This window comes from Rhizobium sp. Leaf453 (assembly GCF_001425605.1).
Classification (GTDB): Bacteria; Pseudomonadota; Alphaproteobacteria; order Rhizobiales; family Rhizobiaceae; genus Pararhizobium.
Map to the genome: position 1 here is coordinate 93,323 of NZ_LMRG01000006.1, position 21,036 is coordinate 114,358.

A 21,036-nucleotide genomic window follows, 5' to 3' on the forward strand; every position below is an offset into this window, starting at 1 on the left:
GACCCATTCAGGCGTCGTTCGACACCTTGTGGAGAAGGATTTGTGCTCTCAGAAATGATGGTAGGCAGGGGGATTCGATCTTGAAGATCGTCTTTGCAATCCTCATTTAGGGACTACCACCCGAAACCAACGATAGTCGCGCCGCGAAATGATTTCGCGTGGGCGCGGCCGTCCGGGTGAACGAGGGCGCTCTCCATGACGGGTCGAGCGCCCTCGGTTTGTCAAAACCCGAAAGCGAGAACCGTTGTCCGATAAAACCCTGATCGTCTTCCTGCATGGGATCGGTGCCTCCGGCGCGCAGCTCATGCCGCTGGCATCGTCCTGGCGCGCCAACCTTCCTAACACGCGCTTCGTTGCTCCAGACGCCCCGATGCATCACAGGTACGGGCATCGGTGGTTCAGCACGGAAGGCAATCCCCTCGATCCGGAGCGTATCCAGAGCGCCCGAGAAGCGTTCGACGGACTTATGAACGACATGGTCCGTCGGGAAGGGTTCACGGACGCCCATGGGCGGGTCGCCTTCGTCGGCGTTTCGCAAGGCGCCATCGTCGCGCTTGATGCGTTGCCTCCGGGAGGTGGAAGGTCAGCGCGCTGGTCGCGTTCTCCGGCTTGCTTCCCCCGCAGCCGGTTTCGTCCGCGAGCAACAGTACGCCGGTGCTTCTGGTCCATGGAGAAAACGGCACCACCATCCCTCCCATGGGCTCGCGACTCGCGGCTGCGCAGCTCGCAACAGCCGGCTTCAAGGTCGAGCTGGATATCGAACAGGGCACCGGACACACGGTTTCAAGCGCTGGCGCTCAAAAAGCGCTGTCTTTTCTGAAAAAGACCCTGCTGTAGTCGAACTCGACAGCGGGCGGATCGTTCTTCTTCCATGACCGATGACCACCAAAAACAGGCCGAGGCAGACCGCCCACCGCAGGAGACGGTTTCCTTTACGTTCGACCGGATGACCGTCGCGCGTTTTAGGGAGACTTTCCCAAACGCCAGGTGGAGCGACCGCCTTCAGGCGTGGACGGTGCCCGGCAAGACAGCTCGCAAGCGCATCGACCGGTGGCTCGCGACCGAAGCCGACCGCCGGAAACCCTTCGAAGAGGAGCGCGGCCGCGATGCTTTCGAGTTCGAGCCGATCCTCAGTCCTTACCTGCAAGTGATCGACAGCGGTTTTCGCATAAGGACGCCGTATTCTAGAACGGTTGTCGATGAGCTTCGGCAGGTGCCATTCGCGCGGTGGAACGGTGACGACAAAGTCTGGGAAATCCCGTTCGCGTCATACGATGATCTTCAGCACCGTTGGGAGACGATCGAGGAAGCCGCGAAACGGTCAGAGCCCGAAGAACGCCGGAAGCGTGCTGAGGCCCGCAGGGGGACAGAGGAAGAGGCGAGGACGAAGCGTCGAACGACCGAACGAAAGAAACGCAGATTGCCGGTGTCAAGCGACGACCTCCCGCCACTTGGCAGGCCGGTGGCCACGGCAGCGTATGGGATTGTCGTCATCACCGATGTCTCGGGCGAGATCGTCAATCCGGAACAGGTCGCCGAATATTATCCGTCCGCGGGTGAAGAGCATGTGTGGGCCGGGTGGCGACCCTCTACCCTTGATGAACTCGTCCATACCTGGCCAGCGAGGTCCGAACCTGGGGAATACGTGCGGCTCCGCGGATGGTGGAACCCGACACTCGACGAGCTCCGAGAAGCAAGAAGGGCCGCCAAATCCCTCGAACGACGGAAATAGGAGTCCGCAGGTATCGCGCGCCGCGGCGATGACGCCCAGTAGCTAAAAATGAGTCTAGGCAAATACTTGGCGCCAAGCGAATCGGACAAGGCTGAGACCAGCTCCGGATAGCAATCGCTCGCGCTTAACCGTACCCTCTTTCCCAACGCGATTACATCCGTATGATTTCTCAATGTACCGCACGACTGCATTTGGCTCTCGGAATTGCTATCGAGGGGCTTGGAAAGGAAACTCGACGCCGACCCGGTATTTGGTCACAGGTCAACCTTATGGTTGCTTCAAATCTAGCACCGAATTTTATCCAAAGCGATAACGATACCGGCTGATATGACCACCTGCAGGCCTGGGTGGACGTGCTGGCCTTGGTATGCCGCACTTAAGAGCCTGCCCAGAATGTAGCCGAGCATGACGATGGGAAGAACTGCGTCTAAGAATTTCGTTGAAAGAAACGGCATATCTGCTCGAGGAAGTTATGCTTAATGACGGTTGTGTGGAGATGTGGCGCGGCGGCGCGGGATCGGTTCGAATTTAGCATTACACCGCTCAAAATGACGTCGTCAGAGCCAACCAGACTTCTTGAACCTCAAATACAGCAGGCTGCAGAGAACCATGATAGTACCGAGCACAACGAAATACCCGTAGCGGCTGCTCAGCTCCGGCATGTTCTGGAAGTTCATGCCGTAAATGCCGGCGATGGCGGTTGGGACCGCCAGAATCGCCGCCCAGGACGCGAGTTGCCGCGTGATCGTTCCTTGACGCTGCTGTTCCAGCAGGTTCGATGCTTCGAACACGGATGTCATGATTTCGCGAAGGCCGTTTACCAGCCCCTCGACGCGTCGGATGTGATCATGGACGTCTTTGAAGAACGGTTTGGCGCTGTTATCGACGCAGGGGAATTCGAGATGACTGAGCTTGCCGACAACTTCTCCCATCGGTCCAAGCACGCGCTGGAACCGGATCACTTGGCGCCGCATGCGGAAAATGCGCCGAATTTGCTCGGGTTGGAGAAGCGAGACCAGGACATGTTTTTCCATTTCGAGGACCTTGTCCTCGATCGTCTCCACCATTGGGAGATAGCCATCGACAATAAAGTCTATAATTCCGTGCAGCACGTAGTCCGGCCCGTGCTCCAGAAGCTGAGGTGATTGTTCGAGTTGCTGACGAAGATCGCTGTGGGATCGTGCCGAGCCATGCCTGACAGAAATCAGGTGGTCCCTGCCGACAAAGATGCAGGTTTCTCCATAGGCGATCTTCTCACCATCCAGATGAGCTGTTTTTGCGACCACGAACAATTGGTCACCATAGACGTCAACCTTCGGAACCTGTTTGCCGTTCAGCGCGTCCTCAACTGCCAGCCTGTGCAGGTTAAACATCTTTTGAATGTTCTGCATTTCCGCTTCCGTTGGCTCCGACAGGCCGATCCAAACGAATTCCCCATCTTCGCCTTTGAAAGGCTGATCGGTAAGCGGCACTTCCTCGGCCCGTTTTCCGCGGCGGTACATGTAAGAAGCAATAACAGTCACTTTGGCATCCAATAGGTCATTCAGCATGTTTGTGAGATCGGGCGAGCCAATCGGGAACAAACCTCAGCGCCAGAATGGTTTGGCGTCGAGAACCTCGTCAAGGGCATCCTGTGCTTTGGAAATGAGAGCTGATTTATTGGCGTGCGAAATGAGATCGGTCGCTTCCGGATGATCGCGCAGGCCGTGCTTGTCGAGGACATCAGGGCCGGTCGCCAGATCGTTGAGGGCTCCAAGCTGATCCTGCAAATGCTCCATGGCCTCAATGAACTTGCTGTAGCGCCTGGTCGCCCGCTTGTCGGTGAACAGGGAGCCAAAAAATTCGGCGGCGTAACGAAGTTTCTTAGCATCTTTGCGTGCTTCGTGCCGGCGATCGTCATCCGTCTCTGCAAGGTTTTTGCCGCGCTTCTTAAGCTTTCGGCGCTGCCTGTCGAGAGCCGCGACTGCGAATTCAGCAGCCGAGCCTCGTGGAGATGCCAAGCCATCGGAAACGACGAGATATTCGCCGCACTGGAGCCACTCATAAAAGCCCAGTATCAGAGCTTTGGCTCGAAACGAGCCGAGAGCGTCGACCGCGTCTTCATACGCGGAGGTTCGTGCTTCCATCAAATGCACTCGCAATTCGTCAGCCTTTGGGAGTAGAACATCGAGGTTGCGTGCCTCACCGAGAACGCCGGTAAGCCAACGAAATTCGTCAGAGATTCGTCTGGCCTCGTCATCAGGAAACAGCGGTTTGAACAAGGAGATCGCCGAGCGCAGGCGCCGGAGGGCCACGCGCGCCTGATGCAGCGCTTCCGGATTCTTCCGTTCCAGCAAAATTGTCTCGTTGATTCTGAATTGTCGAAAGCATGAGCCGGCGATCACCTGAAACGCCTCATGCGCTGAGATGCCGCGGTCTAACTCGATCGGCTCAGACTTGCTGGCGATCCTTTGGGGCTGAAGCAACCGAAAACCCCGCTCCGCCTTTGACAACATCCCGAGCTTGAACGGGACGATTGCTCCAACCTGGCGAGCAAGCGTGAAGAGGTCGCCAGCCGTCCCCTCCTTCAGTTCCAATTCCATTTCGGTGATGGGTGTCTGCCGGTCCCAGGCATCGACCATGCCGGTATCTATGACAGCTTCGATTTTGGATCCATTTTCCACCAAATTCCAGACGCGCCTGCGGATAACGACTTCAAATTGCGGTGACAACGCGTTGGCGATAGGGCCAAACTCATTGAGAAGGGGACTGGAATGATCGAGGGTTGGCGTCTCCCCCGAAATCTTTGTTTCCCATTCACTCCGGGCAAAGAGCGATGCGCTCGGCCCTGTGGCTTTGACCGTCTGGACAGTGCTATCGCCCGACCGGCGGATACGGAGGCTGAAACCGGCGACCTGCAAACGGTGGTCGCTCGTGTCCAGGTACGTCGACTGCTGCTCGATGATTGCTGCCGGCTCGCCAAGCAGGTCAGATTCGAGAAGGCGGTCGAGATCGGCGGGCAGGATTTCCAGCTTCAGCTCTGTTTCAGTCATAGGCGCACCTTTCTGCTGTCGGCACGGGAACGCTTGTCACCTCTCTATGGTTCATCTTCTTAGCACCCCCAGAGCCAATCGTTGACAAGGCTATGGTTGATCACCATTCATAGCCGCCTTGTCCATCGTAACAGATTTGAAGCAGGTGACGCCCGGCCGGTAATACGAGATTTCACGGCTGACCGCTGGAGTAAATTGGGGGCGATCCAAAATACTGCGCGGTTATCTCGTCACCTGTAACTGGCTTACCGAATAGGTATCCCTGGAGCAGGTCGCAACCGGAAAGCTTGGCAATCACCGCCTGCGCTTCGGTTTCAATGCCTTCAGCCGTGACGGGGATTTCTAAAGAATTCGCCAGCGCAACCGTAGCCTGAAACACTCCTGCCGCTTTTGGGTCTTTATCCAGTTCTGCCGTAAGGGACTTGTCAATCTTGAGACGGTCAAAACCGAGCCGGCGAAGCGCGCCGATGCTGGCGTAGCCAATTCCAAAATCGTCAAGCGCCACTTTTACACCCAGGGCTTTCAGCGCGGCGATCGCCCTGTGGGCTTGATCGGGTTCGGTGATGAGCACTCCCTCCGTGATTTCCAAGGTCAACCGCTTTGGACTAAGCCCCGCACGATCCAATGTCGCAGCCACCCGATTTACAAAATTTTGATCCTTCAATTGCAGCGGAGACACGTTCAGGCACACGCTAATCGCTGGCCACATCGCAGCCGCAGCCGTGGCTTTTTCCAGAACCTGCAGCCCAAGCATATCGATGAGACCCGTCTTTTCAGCAATGGGGATAAAGCTATCCGGTCCGACTGGTCCGAGTGTTGGGCTACACCAGCGGGCCAGCACTTCCACGCCTCGAAGCGAGTGCGAGCGGGCGTCAACGAGAGGTTGATATCTGACGTCTATGCCCTCGTTGCACAAGGTCTGTCGCAACTGCTCTTCGAGCAAGGACTGTTCGTCTAATACTGAACCCAGCGCTTGGTCGTAGAATACTGTCATCCCACGTCCAAAATCCTTCGCTTGGTAGAGGGCAATGTCAGCTGTCCTCATCAACTCTCCCGTTTGCGCACTGGCATCTTGAGCCACGGAAACGCCGACACTGCCGCCAATCTGTATGAAGCGACCATTGATCTCAAAGGGTGTTGACACCGCTCGTTGAATGATATCCGGAACAGCCTCGCGTTCTCGAGCGCCCTGTGGGGCAACAGTGACAATAGCAAACTCATCTCCTCCGAGCCTTGCAATAAAAGCAGGCTCGGAAAGTGTTGTGCGAAGTCTCTGTGCGACAGCGACAAGCAAATTGTCGCCGGTGCCATGGCCCCATGTATCGTTCACGGCTTTAAAACCGTCGAGATCGAGCAGGTGCAACTGGATGATCGAACCGTTCGGGTCCGAGACGGCCTCTTGGATAAATTCCGTAAAGCCAGCGCGGTTTGCCAGACCAGTGAGCGGGTCATGAAGGGCCTTGTGGCGAGACGCTGCTTCATCCTCTCGCAGTTTTCTTATGATCGCGAATCCGACGATTACGATCTGAGCAAGGAAAAGCATGAGGATCGCAAACCCGATCGCAAGCTGGGTCCTCACCGCAAGGAAGCTCTGGCTCCCAGGGCGTTTTGATGGCCAGCTCAGATAGGCAACGTCGCGACCCCACACGTCGCTCAGCGGGACGTTGAGCATATTCTGATCTCTCGTCGAATTGAGCGTCATACCGTCAATACGAAAGGCCCGAGCAAGATGATTTACGACCTTGGGTGTCAGATGCCGGGCGAAGATGAGAACGTATAAATTACCTTCCTCGACACGCGTTGCGGACAGCCGCGGCCTGATCGTCGCAGCGCCAACCACAGCGATACCACCCTTGGTCTGGATAAACTGAACCGGTACGGGGCCTTTCTGGCGTCTTACGTTGTAAGCCTGTCCAATGAGAGTATTGAGGTCTGGACCGAAGTATGCGGCAGGATCGACGCCAAGCTCGTTCCCATCTTTGTAGGCGACGATCACCTTACCTCTGACATCAATGACAACAGCGGTATCGTACAGTGGGTTATCGCTGGCAGTCAGCGCCCAATTTTCTAAAATCCAGTATCGGCGCGTGATCGAATTGAGTTGCTTGTAAGCTCCATCCCACGTGGCGTTGTCATGGATCGTGCCTGAAAGCTGGCTGCGCAAAGCGTCAACCGCCCCACGGGCGGCATCGACTGCACGCGCGTCATCGATTTGATTGGCTGTATTCAGAATAGTGTCAATCGAACGAAAAACGATCACCGCAAAGGTGCTTGCGACCGCGATGAACAGGATGGCGATTAAGGCAACGATATGTCGTCGGCGCCGCGCGGTCGACATGTGCGATCGTGGCATTCAATTCCTCCGGGCTGTTCAACATCGCTGTATTGCGACCTTCCTATCGCATGAGAGACGCTAGCCCGAAGTGCCTAACAATCCCTGACGGAAGTTTGCGATTTTCGCCTGTCAGCTTTGCCTTGAGTTGCTGGTCGAATTCTGTCGACTTAGCAAGGCTGACCAAAATAAGCCCGATTTCGGAACAGATCCAATCCCATGGAACAATTCAAAATCGCGCCCGGATGCTGCCGAGAAGCGAACGGCCGGGGGCAGCAACACCGTAGGCGACCTCAGAATTTCGGTCAAAGACATTGAGAAGCTGGAGGCTTGTTTCTAGATGAGCGTCCGGCGATTCCACGAAACCCCAATATTCGTGAGCGAAAACGGCTTGAGTTTTACTCCGCTGTCAGTTCCGGCCCGTTTTCCGACAAAGCTCTGGCCGACGGTTGCGGTCCAACGGCTTGGCAACAATCCGGATCCGGTTTGTACCGAGGGAACCGTGCGCAGCTACGGAAGTTATCAGTTGTTGCTGAGAAACGCGACCACGGCAGAAGCTAACGGGTGAACCAGCCAACAATGGGAGAGTACGCGTGAAAGTAAGAGAATTCATGACGGTCCAGGTGATATCAGCCAAGCCGACCGATACAGTAGAAGACGTCGCACGTATGATGTCCGAGATCGACAGCGGGGCCATCCCGGTGCTCGAAGATGATGTCGTCGTCGGAATGATCACCGATCGGGACATCGTCATACGCGTCATCGCCGAGCGCAAGGATGGCTTCACGCCGGTGTCCGATGTCATGACCGAAGGGGTTGAAAGCTGCCTCGAAGACGACAACATTGCCGAGGCGGCAAGACTGATGGCTGAGCTTCAGATGCGCCGGCTCGTCGTGTTCAACGGGGAAGGCAAGCTTTCCGGCATCATCTCGCTTGGGGACATAGCGATTGAGCGTCAGGGCGATCTGGCGACTGAAGCGCTCGAGGAAATCTCACAGGACGCGTGATGCGATTGCCCATGCGCGCGCTGACTCATGCGATCCGTTCATCATGCCGGGGGGACGGTTAGAATGGCCGAGCGAACAGCCCAAGACGTCGCGGCGCGGCGGGCTAGGCGCGCCGAGCGTCGCCAGAAGCAACGCGATGCGAATATCGATCGAGCCGCCAAAATGCACCAGTTACGGCTCGCCAATTCCAAGCCGGCTGCTGATCAAGCAAAGGATCAGATCGCCGGTGGCTTCCACATCGGGTGCTCCGGCTGGTATTATTGGCATTGGAAGGGCAAATTCTATCCGGCCGATGTTCCATCGGGCCAGTACTTTGCAATCTACCAGGACCACTTCAGGACGGTCGAACTCAATGCGCCATTTTATTCCTGGCCGACGATCGGAGCCGTAAAGACTTGGATTCGTCAAGCCGAGCCGGGTTTTATCTACACCATCAAGGTCTGCGAGCTCATTACGCATCTCAAGCGGTTTGAGGACACAAGGATCCTGGTCAAGGATTTTGGCTATATCGCTGACCTCCTCGGCCCGCAAATGGGCTGCTTTCTGTTCCAGCTGCCGCCAAGCGTGCGCTATACGCGTGCAATGCTGGATTCGATCCTGTCACAGCTCGATCGTTCTCTCAGGAATGTCGTTGAATTCCGCCACAAGAGTTGGTGGAATGAGGAGGTCTTTGACGCCTTCAAGGCGGCAGGGGCGATTTTCTGTTCGTGCAGTGGTCCGCGGTTGCCCGACGAACTGGTTCGGACCGCCGATGACATCTATGTCCGGTTCCATGGGACGACGCAGTGGTATCGCCATGACTACACGGACGATGAACTCATGATATGGGTCGACCGCATCAGGCGAAGCGGCGCCAAGACCGTGTGGGCCTATTTCAACAACGATCGCGATGGCCATTCGATCAAAAATGCCAAGCGGCTAGCAGAACTGCTTGAGGTTCGCCCGGCTGAATGACCGCGGCAGTTACTTCCGAATTCCCTCACAATCGTTCACCCTCGCGTACGTTGTCATGCTTCGGGCCGTCGCGAAACCGAGTATCAGCCGTTCCGTGGGGAAGCCCTCCGATAATTGCACCACCTGCAAACAATTCGCGACAGGTCGCCAGCATGACGTTCGCCATAGCGCCGCCGGCGGACAGTCCGGTGACGAAGATCTTATCAGGATTAATACCGTGAGACTCAACGACGTGGCCGATCATCTCACGGATTGAAAAAGCCTCGCCCGCATCCCGCCGTATGTCGCCCGGCTCAAACCAGTTGAAACACAGGTTGGCTCGCCGACCTTCCCTCCATCAATCGCGCGCGCCAGTCGCGCCGTCCAGGCGATCGCGCCGGAAGTTGGATCGGCCTCGTCCCCCCTACGATGGTGAGTTCCTGCGGGTGCCGCCACGTTCAACAACGACTGCTGTTTCAAACTGCACCTGATCTATGTCATTCGGGGTCGGCACGATTTCCATGCTTTTTCTTCGCGCCTCCCAGTATCGTAGCTCACGGCTGAACAGAGACCGATCCTTGTCGCTCGAGGCTCGAACGACACGGTCCTTCAACGAGGTGATCTCGCCTTCGATCTTCGATGCTCCGGTTTCCGTCACGACGTTTCTCGCTTTCCTCAATGGCCTGTCTGGAACGGCTTGAGCAGGCCCGCTTATCCTCTCGCGCGGTCGATCGGCAATTTTGACGTAAACCGGGTTTAGCCATTCGACGTCTGTGGGTTTATCAAGTTCACCAGATTCCATGTTAGCCTCGGAAAGGACCGCTAACAACGGGCGCTAGGAAATGTCCGGGTCTCAGACGAAAATTGCGGGAGCGCTCGTAGAATTTGTTCCCGAGGAATATTTTGAAGATCATGCCGCAATCATAATCGCCCGTGCTATTCTCGTGGAACGGAACCGTTGCGTGAGGAAGATTCCCGCCTCCAAGCAGATCACTGCACACCTCTCGGCTCTTTCAGAACCACCATCATTCCAAACTTAAGAGGGGTGGGAAAATCCCTGGTGCGAAAACCCGCCGCCGAAACATCATCCGTAAGGCGTTCATTTATAGCATGTCTTGATGTCCTGCCCCGGTCTCACGAAGTAAAGCGAGCGGCTTCTCCAAGCTGCAGTCAACTGGGCTGCTATTTCTTCAACTGTCCAATCCGGAAATTCATTATGCAGCGCGTTGGCGAACTCTTCCAGCGTCATTGTTTAAAGCCTGCCGCCGGCAGCGCGGTCGGCATGAAATTTGGTCGTATCGGATAGATTCTTATCTGGGCTCATCGTCAATTTTTAGTTGCGTTTTTACCCCTCGGCAAGCATTTTGCCTGCGGCGCTAGTATGAGCGTTACATTGACGTGAGTGCGAATTACGTGAGACTAGAATCCGCCTGCGAAATTCGAACGCTCCGGGCAGGCTAGGGCTCCTGTTTTATGATTAGCGGCAGGAGCCCTCGCTGCTTCTGCCCGACCCCGCGCCACGGATCAACCACGTCACCGAGCCGCAGGCCGAAGCTTACTCTGTCCAGGAAGCGCTGATCAGTGATCGATCGCCGGTTCAATATCAACCTTTGTCTACTCAAGCGACCACTCGTCGTCACAGCCCTCATTGTGAACGTGAATCCATGTTCCGGAAAGTCGATCTCGCCGCTGGCTAAAACAATTGGTGCCGTTCCCGGGAGGTCCACGAAGCTGAGGGTCTCAAAGATCACCGATCAGGCTGACTCTGCCGATGTCTTTTCTGCCATGCGCTCGGATCGTCCACCGATAGCTTCCCATAAGAATCAGTCTCGACCATGGATGAAGGCGTGCCCCTCATTCGTGTCTTTCGGGCTCTTCTCATCCATGACATCGACTGCAGTTACGTGGTCATCATGGCTGTGCATGACGCGGAGCGTGGATAAGGCCTGCTCCATCGCGTCGATTGCGTCGGTTGGGCGCCAACCTTGCAGACTCACCCGCTCTAAAATGGACTGTATGGAGCCGTCAACTGTTTCCTTCAGCACATTGAGTCGATCACGGTTCTCCGGCGCTGACCCGTCATTGTTGATGACCCCGGCCGACTGCCCTGAAAGATCCTCGTCCGGGGGGATTACGTCTGCAGGTGTTAAACCGGGGCCGGTTACCTCGGCGACAAGCGATTTTGCAACGTCTTTAACTAGCATGGCGGTACTCCGTTCCCGCCACAACCGGATGAGTCTAGAAAAGTTCCGCTAAGCGTGTTTCACTGGCTCCGTGAATGCGGCGCCACCTGAGCCGCGCTGTTGGCTTGTTCAATGGGGCCGGGCGTCGGAGCCCAATAATCATCGGGCAAGTGCGCTTTGCACCAGTAGCCGATCCGGCGTGGACTCGCTCCAAGCCAAAGCAGTTCTACTCATCACAATTGGGATGAATGCAAGTCCGATCGTGGTCAGCTGGCGGCGCGGGCGTGAGTTCGTCGGTGATCCTTTCTCATCACAGGCGTTGACCTCGATATCGAAGCTCTCGCCGGCTCGCTGTCGCATCGGCTCGAGCATCGAGCGTGCCCAACCAACTCCCGCGACCGATAAAGGTTCAGTGGGCAGGGCGCTAACTCTCCATCTGGTCGCGGCTTGCTATCGGATTGCTGTCGTCTGTCACTTCGGACTGCCGTCGCCAGCGGCGAACGATCAAGCCAAAGTTCCTGATTTCTCCGCCGCCAATTGGAAGCGGCGCGACATATCCATCGGCAGCCGCCCAGTTCGGCGATCACAACTCCCAAACCACCGAGGCGCAACGCCTCATCACATGACTCCGCGATTGCCATTTCGTCCTTACACTCGACGAAAATCCGGCGATCGGGTTTCAACCCGACCTGCGACAGGCTGGGCGCAATGATGTCTGTTCTCGACAGGCACCAAAAGTCCGAACCCTTTGTCATGGCCGCGATACCGGCGGCGAACAGGGCCGAGACGGCACCTTTAACCCCGTCATCCCCGCCCGCCGCCGATTTCATGGATTGCGCCATAGGCAAGCCCGCTGCCGGCAATCTCTGATCTATCTTAGGAACGCCGAACGCAAGCGCTTTGCGCGGCCGCCGGGTAGTGCCATCGATCGTCTCGATGGCCTCCCGGAGCTCGCCAATAGTCTCTGCGCTCGCGCGGAGGGGCACGTTGCGTATCCTGTGGATAGACTATGGATGTTCTCGGCCGCCATGATGGCGGGTTCTTATTATGTTCTCATGCCGGAAAGTGTCAAGGCCAGTGGGCTCGACAGCGTTTGGTGACTCTGCCGGGTAAGCCTGTAACGTTCGGTATTCGTTCGATCGCTGTCCCTGAACATACCCAAGATTGGTGCACTACGGCGGAGAGCTAAAGCCGCAACACGACCAGCGGGGCCAAGATCAGCGGTGATGGCTAGGCTTTTGCTCGGCCTGTTGTTTCAACCGCGCCATTCGCAACACTTCCATCTTGCGCTTATCAGCCGCGATCCGAGCATCTTCCTTGCGGTTGCGAAGCTCTTTGCTGCTTCAAATTCGCCGCGGGGTGAGGCGCCACGACGGTGGCGCTTTTTGATTTCGCCCTCCGTCATGCCCGTTGCTCCATTTCATCCTGAAATGCGCGTTGCGCGATCACATCTGTCACCGTGTCGAGAAGGCGCGATGGCTCGAATGGTTTCGTCAACCACGTGGCATGCCTGAAGACATCGGGCACGTCGTCATTGCGTGAGCCCGAACAGATCAAGAATGGAATGTTTCTGCAGACAAGCGAGCGCACGATCTGTTCGCTTGAGCCGCTTGAGGGCGATATCCAAAATGGCCGAAGCGGGCGTATAGTGTTCCAGCCATCGCAGTGCGTCGCCGTTCGATGTGTGGATCTCACAGACATGACCCGCATCCGTCAAGGTCTGCTCGATATCAAGCGCGATCAGAGGTTCATCCTCGACGATGAGGACGGTATTTGCTCTCCGAATAAAGAATTGTGCAGGGTCATGACGGCTCCGCCATAGTTGGGCGAGAGCAGTCAACTCCCCAGCGATCACAGCCGAGTTACACTTCGTGACACCGATGGTAAAGCGCACGCCCATTGGGGCGAGCGTCAATAAGTAATTTAAAGTAGACTTCCCTCAGATACGGCGCGACTGATCGTTGGCCGCCACTTAGCCTGCTTGGTCGAGCACGACTTTTGCCAGGATCGTACCAGCGCTGTCGGTAATGTCGATTGACCGTACGTCGGGCTTTTTCCCGCGAGCGAGTGCTTCCGAGGCCATCTCGAACAGGCTGCTTTCAGCGTCGAGTTTCGCCGCTTCGAGCGTGTCAAAAGCGATACCCTCAGCGTCGCGTTCGACGACGCCGTTAGTCGCCAGGTGAAAATAGAAGTGTGGCATGAATGTTTTCCTCGTTTGCGAGGATCAAACCGATCCGGCCGCGTCAAGTTCCGTAGGGCGGAGACATTGCGTCGAACACGCAGCGTGTTTGACCAGCAGCTATCTCGTTACTTTGCGCCACGTGACATCCATCGGACGTATTTGCCATCTCTGTAGGTAAATGAGCCGTGGTCGCAATGCTTTTCGACTGACATGAATTGCCCTGGCGCGTAACCCGACAAGACTAGAAGCCGCATATATTCATCCAAGGCCGGCCATGGCGTCGCCCTTGCGACGTCTCTCTGTCCAGGAACTCTGATTGTCCGCGCGTACATTACTATCGCCCCGCGGCGCATTTACAAAAATACGCGAGTTTTGGCAACAAACAGAGTAAACGCCACTTATGCGCATGCATCCTCCGCGACGCGCGGCACGACGACATTAACTCAACCCTTGTCGTCGTCTAGCTTCGCGCTCCGCGATGACTCGCAGCGGGAGCAGAGAAAAAGCCCGGCTCATCACCGGGCTTTCATTTCATTGATGGCTAAGGTGTCCGCAGCTTCTCGTACTCCCTTGAATGATGCGTGCCGCAACTTGCCCTCACCAAGTCCATGCGCGAAACTCAATCTCTGCGACCAACTCCGGTTGGGCATAGACAGCGGTGCTTATAGAAACGCTGAAGCGTTGGCCCGGAGAAGAAAGCGCCGCCAACGATGCGCTCAAACGAGCTAGGCTGCGAATGGGCGCAGTTCTGCGTTCAAAAGACGGTTCACAACGAAGGTCAGGCATGTAAATCGCGTTCGAGTGTGAACTCTCCCAAGTTTGTCGCATTGCTTTTCGCGGAGGCGCCTGTCGGCTTGGACATCAATCCCTTAATCAAGCGAGGGTTTTCCTTTCTCATCAGAAGAACCTATAGGTCGTAAGCTAGGGTCGTTGATGTCTTTGGAGTTCTGCTCGGATGATTCCCTCGCAGGAGGCTCCAGTTTGGGATCTGCTCTCTGCTCCGGTTTCCCGGGTAGCGCTGTAACGTCTACTTTGTTATCTTTCCGGTGATCTGGCATGGTAACTCCTATAGGCTATTTCTTACCGTCGTTGGGACCAGCTTTCGTGCCTTTTTTCTTGACCTAAGAGTCGGTCTTGGCATCGGGTGATTGACCGAGATGCGTTCCACCTAAGTGTCCGCCGCCGCTGGTGTTCTTCCCTTGCCGCTGAGGGCCGCGGGCTATTCAACGAAGTCGCCGGTAGCCGAATGGTCGTGGCACGCCGTGCCCATCCCCGTATGCTAATGTGGCGAGCTGCCGACCCAACAGTTTCAAATGAATTGGGGCGCGGAAATCCGCGCCCCAAGCAGCTACTTGATCGGCGGAGACGCCTTGCCAAGCTTCACCGACGGCTCGCGGCCCCAAACACGCAGCTTGCCGAGCTCCGAAACGAAGGCGGACATGCCGCCCTCTCCAGGTAGTGCGAGAACGCCCTCGTCGAGATCGCCGGCAATCCCGGCTTTTTCGAGCAGCGGCAGGGCCGATTGATCATAACCGATGAACTTGCAGTGCTGGAAAGCGTCGGCGACGAAGTCCCGGGCCGTCGCCTCTTTGACGAGATCGTCAATCGCAGCTATCGATGTGAGAATGGCCACGGCATCGAAGAGAACCGATGGCCCGCCGTCGATCATGTGATGCGCCTCGATCCACGAGCCATCGGATGCCGTCACGCCACCGACCTTTGGAGCGATCAGCTCAAACACGGCTTTCTCTTTAGTGATTGCCGCGGTCAGGCCTTTCAGAAGCTTGGCATCGACACCATCAGTGATCAGAATGCCAAGTTTGCGTCCTTCGAAACGCTTAGGCCCCCGTTCGACGATGCTGAGTGCCGGCGAGGGCTCCAGGTCCTGGCGCGTCGGCATTGCCGCATCGGCCGGCTTCGGCATGGACTGGAAGCCCAGCTTCTGCGCAACGGTCGTTGCCAGTGTCTCATCGATGTTCATCAGATGTGACACCATGCGTTCCCGGATAACCGGCGCCTCCACCTTGCTGAGCTCAAAGGTCAGCGCCATGGCGATGTGGCGCTGCTCGGGCGGGGTCTGGCTGATATAGAACTGTCGAGCCTGGCTATAATGATCGGCGAAGCTTTCCGGACGAAGCCGCACCTTCTGCCCCTGTTCTTCCGAAGGGAAATGCCGGTAGCCTTTCACCGGCGACTCACGCGGTCCTTCGTTGCGCGAGTTCGGCTGATAGTTCGTTCGGCCCACCGGGTTGCGCATGGCCATGTGGCCGTCCTGCTGGAAATTATGGAACGGACACTTGGGCGCGTTGATGGGAAGATGCGTGAAGTTCGGCCCACCGAGGCGCTTCAGCTGGGTGTCGAGATAGGAGAAATTGCGCCCCTGCAGCAGGGGATCGTTGCTGAAGTCGATACCCGGCGGCACGTTCTGGGTCATGAACGCGACCTGCTCGGTTTCGGCAAAGAAGTTGTCCGGCATCCGGTCGAGCACCAGACGGCCGATCGGCTGAACCGGTAAAATTTCCTCCGGTATGATCTTCGTCGGATCCAGGATGTCAAAGTCGAAGTTGTCGGCAAATTCCTGGTCGAACAGCTGAACGCACAGTTCCCATTCCGGAAAATTGCCGGACTGGATCGACTGCCAAAGATCGCGGCGATGGAAATCAGGATCGGCGCCGTTGATCTTGACCGCCTCGTTCCAGGCGACCGATTGCAGACCGAGCTTCGGTTTCCAGTGAAACTTGACGAATGTGGACTCATCCTTGGCATTGACGAACCTGAAAGTGTGCACGCCAAACCCCTCCATGAAGCGGAAGGAGCGCGGAATGGTGCGGTCCGACATGATCCACATGACCATGTGCATACTTTCGGGCGTCAGCGAGATGAAGTCCCAGAAATTGTCATGGGCGGTCTGCGCCTGTGGGAAGGCGCGGTCCGGTTCCTGCTTCGCGGCATGGACGACATCGGGAAACTTGATGGCGTCCTGAATGAAGAACACCGGAATGTTATTACCGACCAGGTCCCAGTTGCCTTCTTGCGTGTAAAGCTTGACGGCGAAACCACGGACGTCACGGGCCAGATCGGCAGAGCCCTTATTGCCGGCAACGGTGGAGAACCGGACAAACGCCGGTGTCTTTTCGCCTGGGCGTTGAAACAGGTCGGCCCGCGTGTAGGCCGCAAGCGATTCATAGGTTTCGAAGAAGCCGTGTGCGCCATAGCCGCGCGCGTGCACCACCCGCTCCGGGATACGTTCATGGTCGAAGTGGAACATCTTCTCGCGGTAATGGAAGTCGTCCATGACGAGTGGACCGCGAGCGCCAACACGCAACGTGTTCTGGTCGTCTGCCACTGGACCGCCCTGGGCGGTCGTTAAAACATCATGCCCATCCTCAGCAAACTGGTGGAGTTCGCCGCCTTCTCCGCGATGGAGCTGCTGGTCATGGATCGTGACCGTGTTGGCCGTAGACTGCTTAGGAGTCTTGGCCACTGACGTCCTGGGCGAAGTTGCCGCTATTTTCGACGGTGTCGATTTCTTGACCATCTGTCGTTCCTCTTGATTGTTGATGTTTCATAGAGAAAAGGCCGCCCGGATGGGACGGCCCTTTCAGGACACGGCGGAATGATCAAGCAGCCTTTTTGCCCTTTGGATTTGCGGAGGTATCAGCGAGCTTGGTCAGCTTCTGGTCGGTCGCCTCTTCCTCTGCAAGGTTGGCCTGAAGGAGAGGGATCGCCTCCTGGAGGCCAAGCTGCTTGGCCCAGGCGATCAGCGTGCCATAACGGGCGATCTCGTAATGCTCGACGGCCTGCGCCGAGGAAATCAGGCCCGCGTCGAGGGCAGCGGAGCCCTTGTAGTCTTCCATGATCTCTTCGCCTTCGGCGATGATGCCCTGGATGGCTTCACAGGTCTTGCCCCGGGCGGCCTTGCCAACAAGTTCGAATACCTGCTCAAGACGCTCGATCTGGCCGTGTGTTTCATCGCGATGCTGCAGAAAGCCGGCTTTACCCTCTTCCGATTGGGCGGCGCGGGCCATTTTCGGCAGTGCCTTCAGAATCTGCTTTTCGGCAAAATAGATGTCCTTGAGCGTGTCAAGGAACAGGTCGTCCAATGTCTTCTCGACCATTTACGCTCTCCTTTGGCGGGAATTGTCCACGCCGTTCAACGTATCGATCACGCAAATGTTCCTGAATAAGAATGCTCGGCCATTTAACATTACACGGGAAATCCGACCGATCCCTGCGGGAAACTATATTGAGCGAGCGAGCCAGTCCTAGATTTTTGCCTTTTCGCAGCTTCACGTAGCGACAGGAACCTGGTCGTGACCGAAACAACGTTGTCATCAAGCCATTGCTCTCTGCTCGGCGAGGTTCGCCTGCAGGGCCGATGTGGCGCATTCCTCAAGCCCTTGAACACTGGAACGCGCGGTTTGTTCCGATGGCGACCGGCCGATCGTCGGTGATCGACGGACCTTCTAAGGGAATTCCTTAGAGTTGCGAAGTTGCCCGTGGGGAAATGCTTGCGTAGGGCGGACATGAGGTGTGAGTGCGACGCATCCGCTTTCAATACCGGCAGCGTGGCGGCGATTCTCTGTCCGGCGGAATAGCCGGCTTTGAGTGTCGAGCACAAGGTCTTCAAGAAGTTTCACCGTCGCTGGTCCTATTTGTCGCTTACTTACGAATAGCCGTTGTCGATCAAACTCAGGTCAGCATGAATGCTCCTTACGCGCAGAACCGCGACCTTTAACTGATCGAACTTGAACCGATGAAGCGACGGCTATTGAAGGGGAACAAACGCAGTGAGCGTCCGGGTTGGCTGTCAAAACAGGCGCTCATGGTAGAGATTGGAACGCTCGCAATGGGCGCGTGACCGGCCGCAGCCAACTTAAAAACCGACGGCGAACATGTGACCAGCAAAATGTCAGCGAAACACTGTTCGTGGCCGCTAAGAGCGGTAGCCGCCGTAGCCGTCTACCTGCAAACGCGACGAAGCCGTCCTCCAAGTAGGAACGATGCCGCCATCATTTTGAACTAGGCCTCCCTTCACTTTGCACGGGACCAAGATTGAGCGCATGGGTTTGCACAAGCTCACCTGCTTCTTCAAGCGGCTCAGGTGCTTCTTCAACGTTCAGGTTCTGCTCTTCAACACCGACGCATTCGTCTGCGCCGTCGACCACACACTTCGATAGCGGCGAGACGCTCCGACGCATGCCGAACTCTAAGATCGAATAAGAGATATGAAACTGGCAGCCACCCCTTGCCCGCCTCAGTCAGAGCGATATGTCAATCGCAATTGGGGCAAACCGAAGAATCATCATGAAAACCCTGCGTGACAACAGCCTGACAATTGTCCTCGTTATCCTGTCAGTAGGGACGATCGCAGGTATGCTGGTGTCCGGCTGGCTTGTGTGGGATCAGGAGCTAACCGAACACGGATCAGCGCCGATTAATTTGGCCACATACACTATCTCCGGGCATTTCCTTTCATCTCTGTTCGAGAATTGGGAGTCGGAATTTCTGCAGATGTCGGCCTATGTGATGCTGACAGCTTTCCTCTTCCAGCGTGGCTCGGCAGAATCCAAGGATCCGGACGAACCTTCCGAGCAGGACGAGGATCCCTCAAAAAAGTCAGACGATCCTGGAGCACCGTGGCCCGTACGTGCCGGCGGATGGATGCGGAGCCTCTACTCATATTCTTTGGGCATTGCGCTCGGACTGCTGTTCCTAATTTCTTTCGGCCTGCATCTGAAATACAGCGCTGAGGCCCAGAATGCCGAGGCGACGATGCACGGGCAACCGACAATCACAATTCTCGATCACTTGGCTAGTGCCCAGTTCTGGTTCGAATCGTTTCAAAACTGGCAGAGCGAGTTTCTTTCAACCGCCGTGATCGTTGTTCTCTCGATCTTTCTTCGGTTCAAGGGGTCACCAGAGTCGAAGGCGGTTGCAGCACCCCACAGTGAAACCGGCGGATAACCCCCGCCGTGCTCGGATTACTCAGTCATTCGCGGGAGAGCACGCAAACTGGTTTCGTCTGATCGGCGAAATCCTTGCGACTTCGGATGCGCGGTCGCTGACACGAAGGTCTACGTCGAACCAGCCGTTTTGATTGATGAGATCAAGGAGGGCAATGGCAAGTCTGCCCGCGCAGACAGGATTTGTGCGCAGATCAATGATCTCGCCGTCCTCTCCTGTGAGACGCACGACCATCTCGCCATCTTCCATCGGGCGAAAGCACATCGCGCTGACGAAACCCGTGACGGAATCTTCGTCAAGTCCATGCGGCGAAGGACGTTGGTCGTCGAAAAGAACGTGGGCATTTGTTTTTGCATTGTCGTCAAAGGGCATAGGTACTTCCAAGGAGTTATGGCCGGAGCGGCCCCCATAGCGGGATGCGAGCGTATAATCGGGTTTTTGGATGCGAGCGAGTAACCAAGCCGTCCCGACATGGTTCCCCTCATTACATCTTACAAACAGAACAAGACGGAACCATCCACCCGACCCTTAGTTACCCGGCTGTTCAACAAAGGGGAGTGGTCATGGCGATAAAAGTGGCTTTGGTGACTGGAGCGGGCTCGGGTATAGGGCGTGCCGCAGCAGTGGCACTTGCAGCAGAAGGTTACTCCATCGGAGCGTTGGGGCGTACCACAAGCGAGCTCGAAGATGTTGTTCGGCAGATCGAAGCATCGGGGCGCAATGCCATCGCGCTGGAAGCTGATATTTCCAACGAAGATCAGATGCGTAATGCGGTTGATGATCTGATCGCGCGTTTTGGCCGCCTCAATGTTGTCGTGGCGAATGCCGGGATCAACGGGGTATGGGCTCCCATTGACGATCTTACACTCGAGGAATGGGACCAGACGATATCGATCAATCTGACAGGAACGTTCCTGACAATCCGCGCCGCGGTTCCTCACCTGAAGGCATCAGGCGGTGGCTCAATCATTGTTGTTTCCTCGATTAATGGAACGAGGACTTTCACGACCCCGGGGGCGACAGCCTACACAGCAACCAAGGCTGGCCAAGTCGCCATGGTCCAGCAGCTTGCACTTGAACTGGCACGCCATCACATCCGCATCAACGCCGTTTGTCCAGGAGAAATTGACACGAATATCGATGCCAACACGGCACTGCGAGGCGAAGAGGAAACAGCGATCCCGGTCATCTGGCCTGAAGGGCAGGTCCCCATCACGGGGGGAGCACCGGGACGTAGCGAAGATGTGGCAAGCGTCGTCGCGTTCCTCGCTTCAGACGCGGCGCGGCATATTACCGGATCGCCTTTGTGGGTCGATGGTGGACAGGGGCTGCTGCGATGAATGCGACAGCACATCATTTCCACATAAATTATCGAAGACGGCAGAGCAGCAATGGGGATCGGCGACTTGACGATGGAAGGTCTCGCTTCCAACTCTGGGCGCGCGCCGAAGACGAAATTGGTCTCGTGCTTGATGGCACCGATCTCGCGATGATGAAAACGGACGACGGTTGGCACCGTGTCGAAAGCAACGCTGAATACGGTATGGTGTACGGATTTATGCTGCCGGACGGCAAGCTCGTCGGGGATCCGGCATCGATTTCGACGCGAAGCACTTGATGGTCCGTCGTTGTTAGTCGATCCCGCCAAGCACTTGTGGCTTGATCACG

At 56.5% G+C, this 21,036-nt stretch carries 18 protein-coding genes and 2 pseudogenes; 8 read left to right on the plus strand and 12 right to left on the minus strand.

What is annotated here, in order from left to right:
* Window positions 1-304 precede the first annotated feature (304 nt).
* The 3 genes and pseudogenes from ASG68_RS32980 to ASG68_RS09120 all read left to right on the plus strand — a co-directional run.
* A pseudogene (locus ASG68_RS32980) lies at window positions 305-667 on the plus strand (alpha/beta hydrolase); the annotation flags it as partial.
* The gene (locus ASG68_RS32740) at window positions 610-837 is read left to right on the plus strand and encodes a prolyl oligopeptidase family serine peptidase (protein ID WP_274534207.1); all 228 of its coding nucleotides are present in this window, start codon (window positions 610-612) and stop codon (window positions 835-837) included. The pseudogene ASG68_RS32980 and the gene ASG68_RS32740, both read left to right, overlap by 58 nt.
* A gap of 34 nt (window positions 838-871) precedes the next feature.
* Window positions 872-1,732 carry a hypothetical protein gene (locus ASG68_RS09120; RefSeq protein ID WP_062601780.1) on the plus strand — a complete coding sequence of 287 codons (861 nt, stop codon included), beginning with the start codon at window positions 872-874 and terminating at the stop codon, window positions 1,730-1,732.
* A 557-nt stretch (window positions 1,733-2,289) separates the two neighbouring features.
* On the opposite strand, the gene ASG68_RS09125 is transcribed toward ASG68_RS09120, so the two are convergent.
* From ASG68_RS09125 to ASG68_RS09135, 3 genes are all read right to left on the minus strand, one after another.
* The gene (locus ASG68_RS09125) at window positions 2,290-3,255 is read right to left on the minus strand and encodes a magnesium and cobalt transport protein CorA (RefSeq protein WP_062579503.1); all 966 of its coding nucleotides are present in this window, start codon (window positions 3,253-3,255) and stop codon (window positions 2,290-2,292) included.
* A 63-nt stretch (window positions 3,256-3,318) separates the two neighbouring features.
* A complete protein-coding gene (locus tag ASG68_RS09130) occupies window positions 3,319-4,764 on the minus strand; it encodes a CHAD domain-containing protein (protein ID WP_062601778.1) in 1,446 nt (481 codons plus the stop codon).
* Between the two features lie 172 nt (window positions 4,765-4,936).
* Window positions 4,937-7,117, minus strand: coding sequence for an EAL domain-containing protein (locus ASG68_RS09135; protein ID WP_082477896.1), 2,181 nt, complete (start codon window positions 7,115-7,117; stop codon window positions 4,937-4,939).
* 572 nt (window positions 7,118-7,689) lie between these two features.
* On the opposite strand from ASG68_RS09135, the gene ASG68_RS09140 reads away from it, so the two are divergent.
* Window positions 7,690-8,103, plus strand: coding sequence for a CBS domain-containing protein (locus ASG68_RS09140; protein ID WP_062579432.1), 414 nt, complete (start codon window positions 7,690-7,692; stop codon window positions 8,101-8,103).
* Window positions 8,104-8,166: 63 nt separating this feature from the next.
* A complete protein-coding gene (locus ASG68_RS09145; RefSeq protein WP_062609528.1) occupies window positions 8,167-9,057 on the plus strand; it encodes a DUF72 domain-containing protein in 891 nt (296 codons plus the stop codon).
* A gap of 79 nt (window positions 9,058-9,136) precedes the next feature.
* Here the strand turns inward: ASG68_RS09145 and ASG68_RS09150 are convergent.
* The 8 genes and pseudogenes from ASG68_RS09150 to ASG68_RS09190 form a co-directional block, all read right to left on the minus strand.
* Window positions 9,137-9,376 (minus strand): annotated as a pseudogene (locus ASG68_RS09150) (PHB depolymerase family esterase); the annotation flags it as partial.
* 84 nt (window positions 9,377-9,460) lie between these two features.
* Window positions 9,461-9,838 carry a hypothetical protein gene (locus tag ASG68_RS09155; protein ID WP_156384847.1) on the minus strand — a complete coding sequence of 126 codons (378 nt, stop codon included), beginning with the start codon at window positions 9,836-9,838 and terminating at the stop codon, window positions 9,461-9,463.
* Window positions 9,839-10,135: 297 nt separating this feature from the next.
* Entirely contained in the window at window positions 10,136-10,285 is a 150-nt protein-coding gene (locus ASG68_RS32030; RefSeq protein WP_156373613.1) for a hypothetical protein, read from the minus strand.
* Between the two features lie 574 nt (window positions 10,286-10,859).
* Window positions 10,860-11,240, minus strand: coding sequence for a hypothetical protein (locus ASG68_RS09165; protein WP_062609531.1), 381 nt, complete (start codon window positions 11,238-11,240; stop codon window positions 10,860-10,862).
* A 1,510-nt stretch (window positions 11,241-12,750) separates the two neighbouring features.
* Complete coding sequence (locus ASG68_RS09175; protein WP_062579417.1) at window positions 12,751-13,119, minus strand: response regulator; 369 nt, start codon at window positions 13,117-13,119, stop codon at window positions 12,751-12,753.
* 72 nt (window positions 13,120-13,191) lie between these two features.
* A complete protein-coding gene (locus tag ASG68_RS09180; protein WP_062579415.1) occupies window positions 13,192-13,419 on the minus strand; it encodes a DUF6894 family protein in 228 nt (75 codons plus the stop codon).
* Window positions 13,420-14,749: 1,330 nt separating this feature from the next.
* On the minus strand, window positions 14,750-16,939 hold the full coding sequence (gene catE / locus ASG68_RS09185; RefSeq protein ID WP_413813998.1) for a catalase C: 2,190 nt from the start codon (window positions 16,937-16,939) through the stop codon (window positions 14,750-14,752).
* A gap of 82 nt (window positions 16,940-17,021) precedes the next feature.
* Window positions 17,022-17,519 carry a ferritin-like domain-containing protein gene (locus tag ASG68_RS09190; RefSeq protein ID WP_062601772.1) on the minus strand — a complete coding sequence of 166 codons (498 nt, stop codon included), beginning with the start codon at window positions 17,517-17,519 and terminating at the stop codon, window positions 17,022-17,024.
* A 1,189-nt stretch (window positions 17,520-18,708) separates the two neighbouring features.
* Here ASG68_RS09190 and ASG68_RS09195 point away from each other — a divergent pair.
* Window positions 18,709-19,368, plus strand: a complete 660-nt coding sequence (locus tag ASG68_RS09195) for a DUF6766 family protein (protein WP_062579410.1) — start codon at window positions 18,709-18,711, stop codon at window positions 19,366-19,368.
* 21 nt (window positions 19,369-19,389) lie between these two features.
* Here ASG68_RS09195 and ASG68_RS09200 read toward each other — a convergent pair whose 3' ends face one another.
* The gene (locus ASG68_RS09200) at window positions 19,390-19,740 is read right to left on the minus strand and encodes a hypothetical protein (protein WP_062579408.1); all 351 of its coding nucleotides are present in this window, start codon (window positions 19,738-19,740) and stop codon (window positions 19,390-19,392) included.
* 191 nt (window positions 19,741-19,931) lie between these two features.
* Between ASG68_RS09200 and ASG68_RS09205 the strand changes: the two genes are divergently transcribed.
* Window positions 19,932-20,708 (plus strand): SDR family oxidoreductase, encoded by a 777-nt coding sequence (locus ASG68_RS09205; RefSeq protein WP_062579406.1) that lies wholly within the window; start codon window positions 19,932-19,934, stop codon window positions 20,706-20,708.
* On the plus strand, window positions 20,705-20,986 hold the full coding sequence (locus tag ASG68_RS31270; RefSeq protein ID WP_113565419.1) for a hypothetical protein: 282 nt from the start codon (window positions 20,705-20,707) through the stop codon (window positions 20,984-20,986). Before ASG68_RS09205 ends, ASG68_RS31270 begins: the two co-directional genes overlap by 4 nt.
* The last annotated feature ends 50 nt before the right edge of the window (window positions 20,987-21,036 follow it).

What these genes read in the sequence shown, in the direction of transcription:
- ASG68_RS09200 (WP_062579408.1), bottom strand. Translation starts at nt 19,740, where the DNA reads ATGCCCTTTGACGACAATGCAAAAACAAATGCCCACGTTCTTTTCGAC.
- ASG68_RS09145 (WP_062609528.1), top strand. Translation starts at nt 8,167, where the DNA reads ATGGCCGAGCGAACAGCCCAAGACGTCGCGGCGCGGCGGGCTAGGCGC.
- ASG68_RS09190 (WP_062601772.1), bottom strand. Translation starts at nt 17,519, where the DNA reads ATGGTCGAGAAGACATTGGACGACCTGTTCCTTGACACGCTCAAGGAC.
- ASG68_RS09120 (WP_062601780.1), top strand. Translation starts at nt 872, where the DNA reads ATGACCGATGACCACCAAAAACAGGCCGAGGCAGACCGCCCACCGCAG.
- ASG68_RS09165 (WP_062609531.1), bottom strand. Translation starts at nt 11,240, where the DNA reads ATGCTAGTTAAAGACGTTGCAAAATCGCTTGTCGCCGAGGTAACCGGC.
- ASG68_RS09205 (WP_062579406.1), top strand. Translation starts at nt 19,932, where the DNA reads ATGGCGATAAAAGTGGCTTTGGTGACTGGAGCGGGCTCGGGTATAGGG.
- ASG68_RS09195 (WP_062579410.1), top strand. Translation starts at nt 18,709, where the DNA reads ATGAAAACCCTGCGTGACAACAGCCTGACAATTGTCCTCGTTATCCTG.
- ASG68_RS31270 (WP_113565419.1), top strand. Translation starts at nt 20,705, where the DNA reads ATGAATGCGACAGCACATCATTTCCACATAAATTATCGAAGACGGCAG.
- ASG68_RS09175 (WP_062579417.1), bottom strand. Translation starts at nt 13,119, where the DNA reads ATGGGCGTGCGCTTTACCATCGGTGTCACGAAGTGTAACTCGGCTGTG.
- ASG68_RS32030 (WP_156373613.1), bottom strand. Translation starts at nt 10,285, where the DNA reads ATGACGCTGGAAGAGTTCGCCAACGCGCTGCATAATGAATTTCCGGAT.
- catE (WP_413813998.1), bottom strand. Translation starts at nt 16,939, where the DNA reads ATGGTCAAGAAATCGACACCGTCGAAAATAGCGGCAACTTCGCCCAGG.
- ASG68_RS09155 (WP_156384847.1), bottom strand. Translation starts at nt 9,838, where the DNA reads ATGGAATCTGGTGAACTTGATAAACCCACAGACGTCGAATGGCTAAAC.
- ASG68_RS09180 (WP_062579415.1), bottom strand. Translation starts at nt 13,419, where the DNA reads ATGCCACACTTCTATTTTCACCTGGCGACTAACGGCGTCGTCGAACGC.
- ASG68_RS09130 (WP_062601778.1), bottom strand. Translation starts at nt 4,764, where the DNA reads ATGACTGAAACAGAGCTGAAGCTGGAAATCCTGCCCGCCGATCTCGAC.
- ASG68_RS09135 (WP_082477896.1), bottom strand. Translation starts at nt 7,117, where the DNA reads ATGCCACGATCGCACATGTCGACCGCGCGGCGCCGACGACATATCGTT.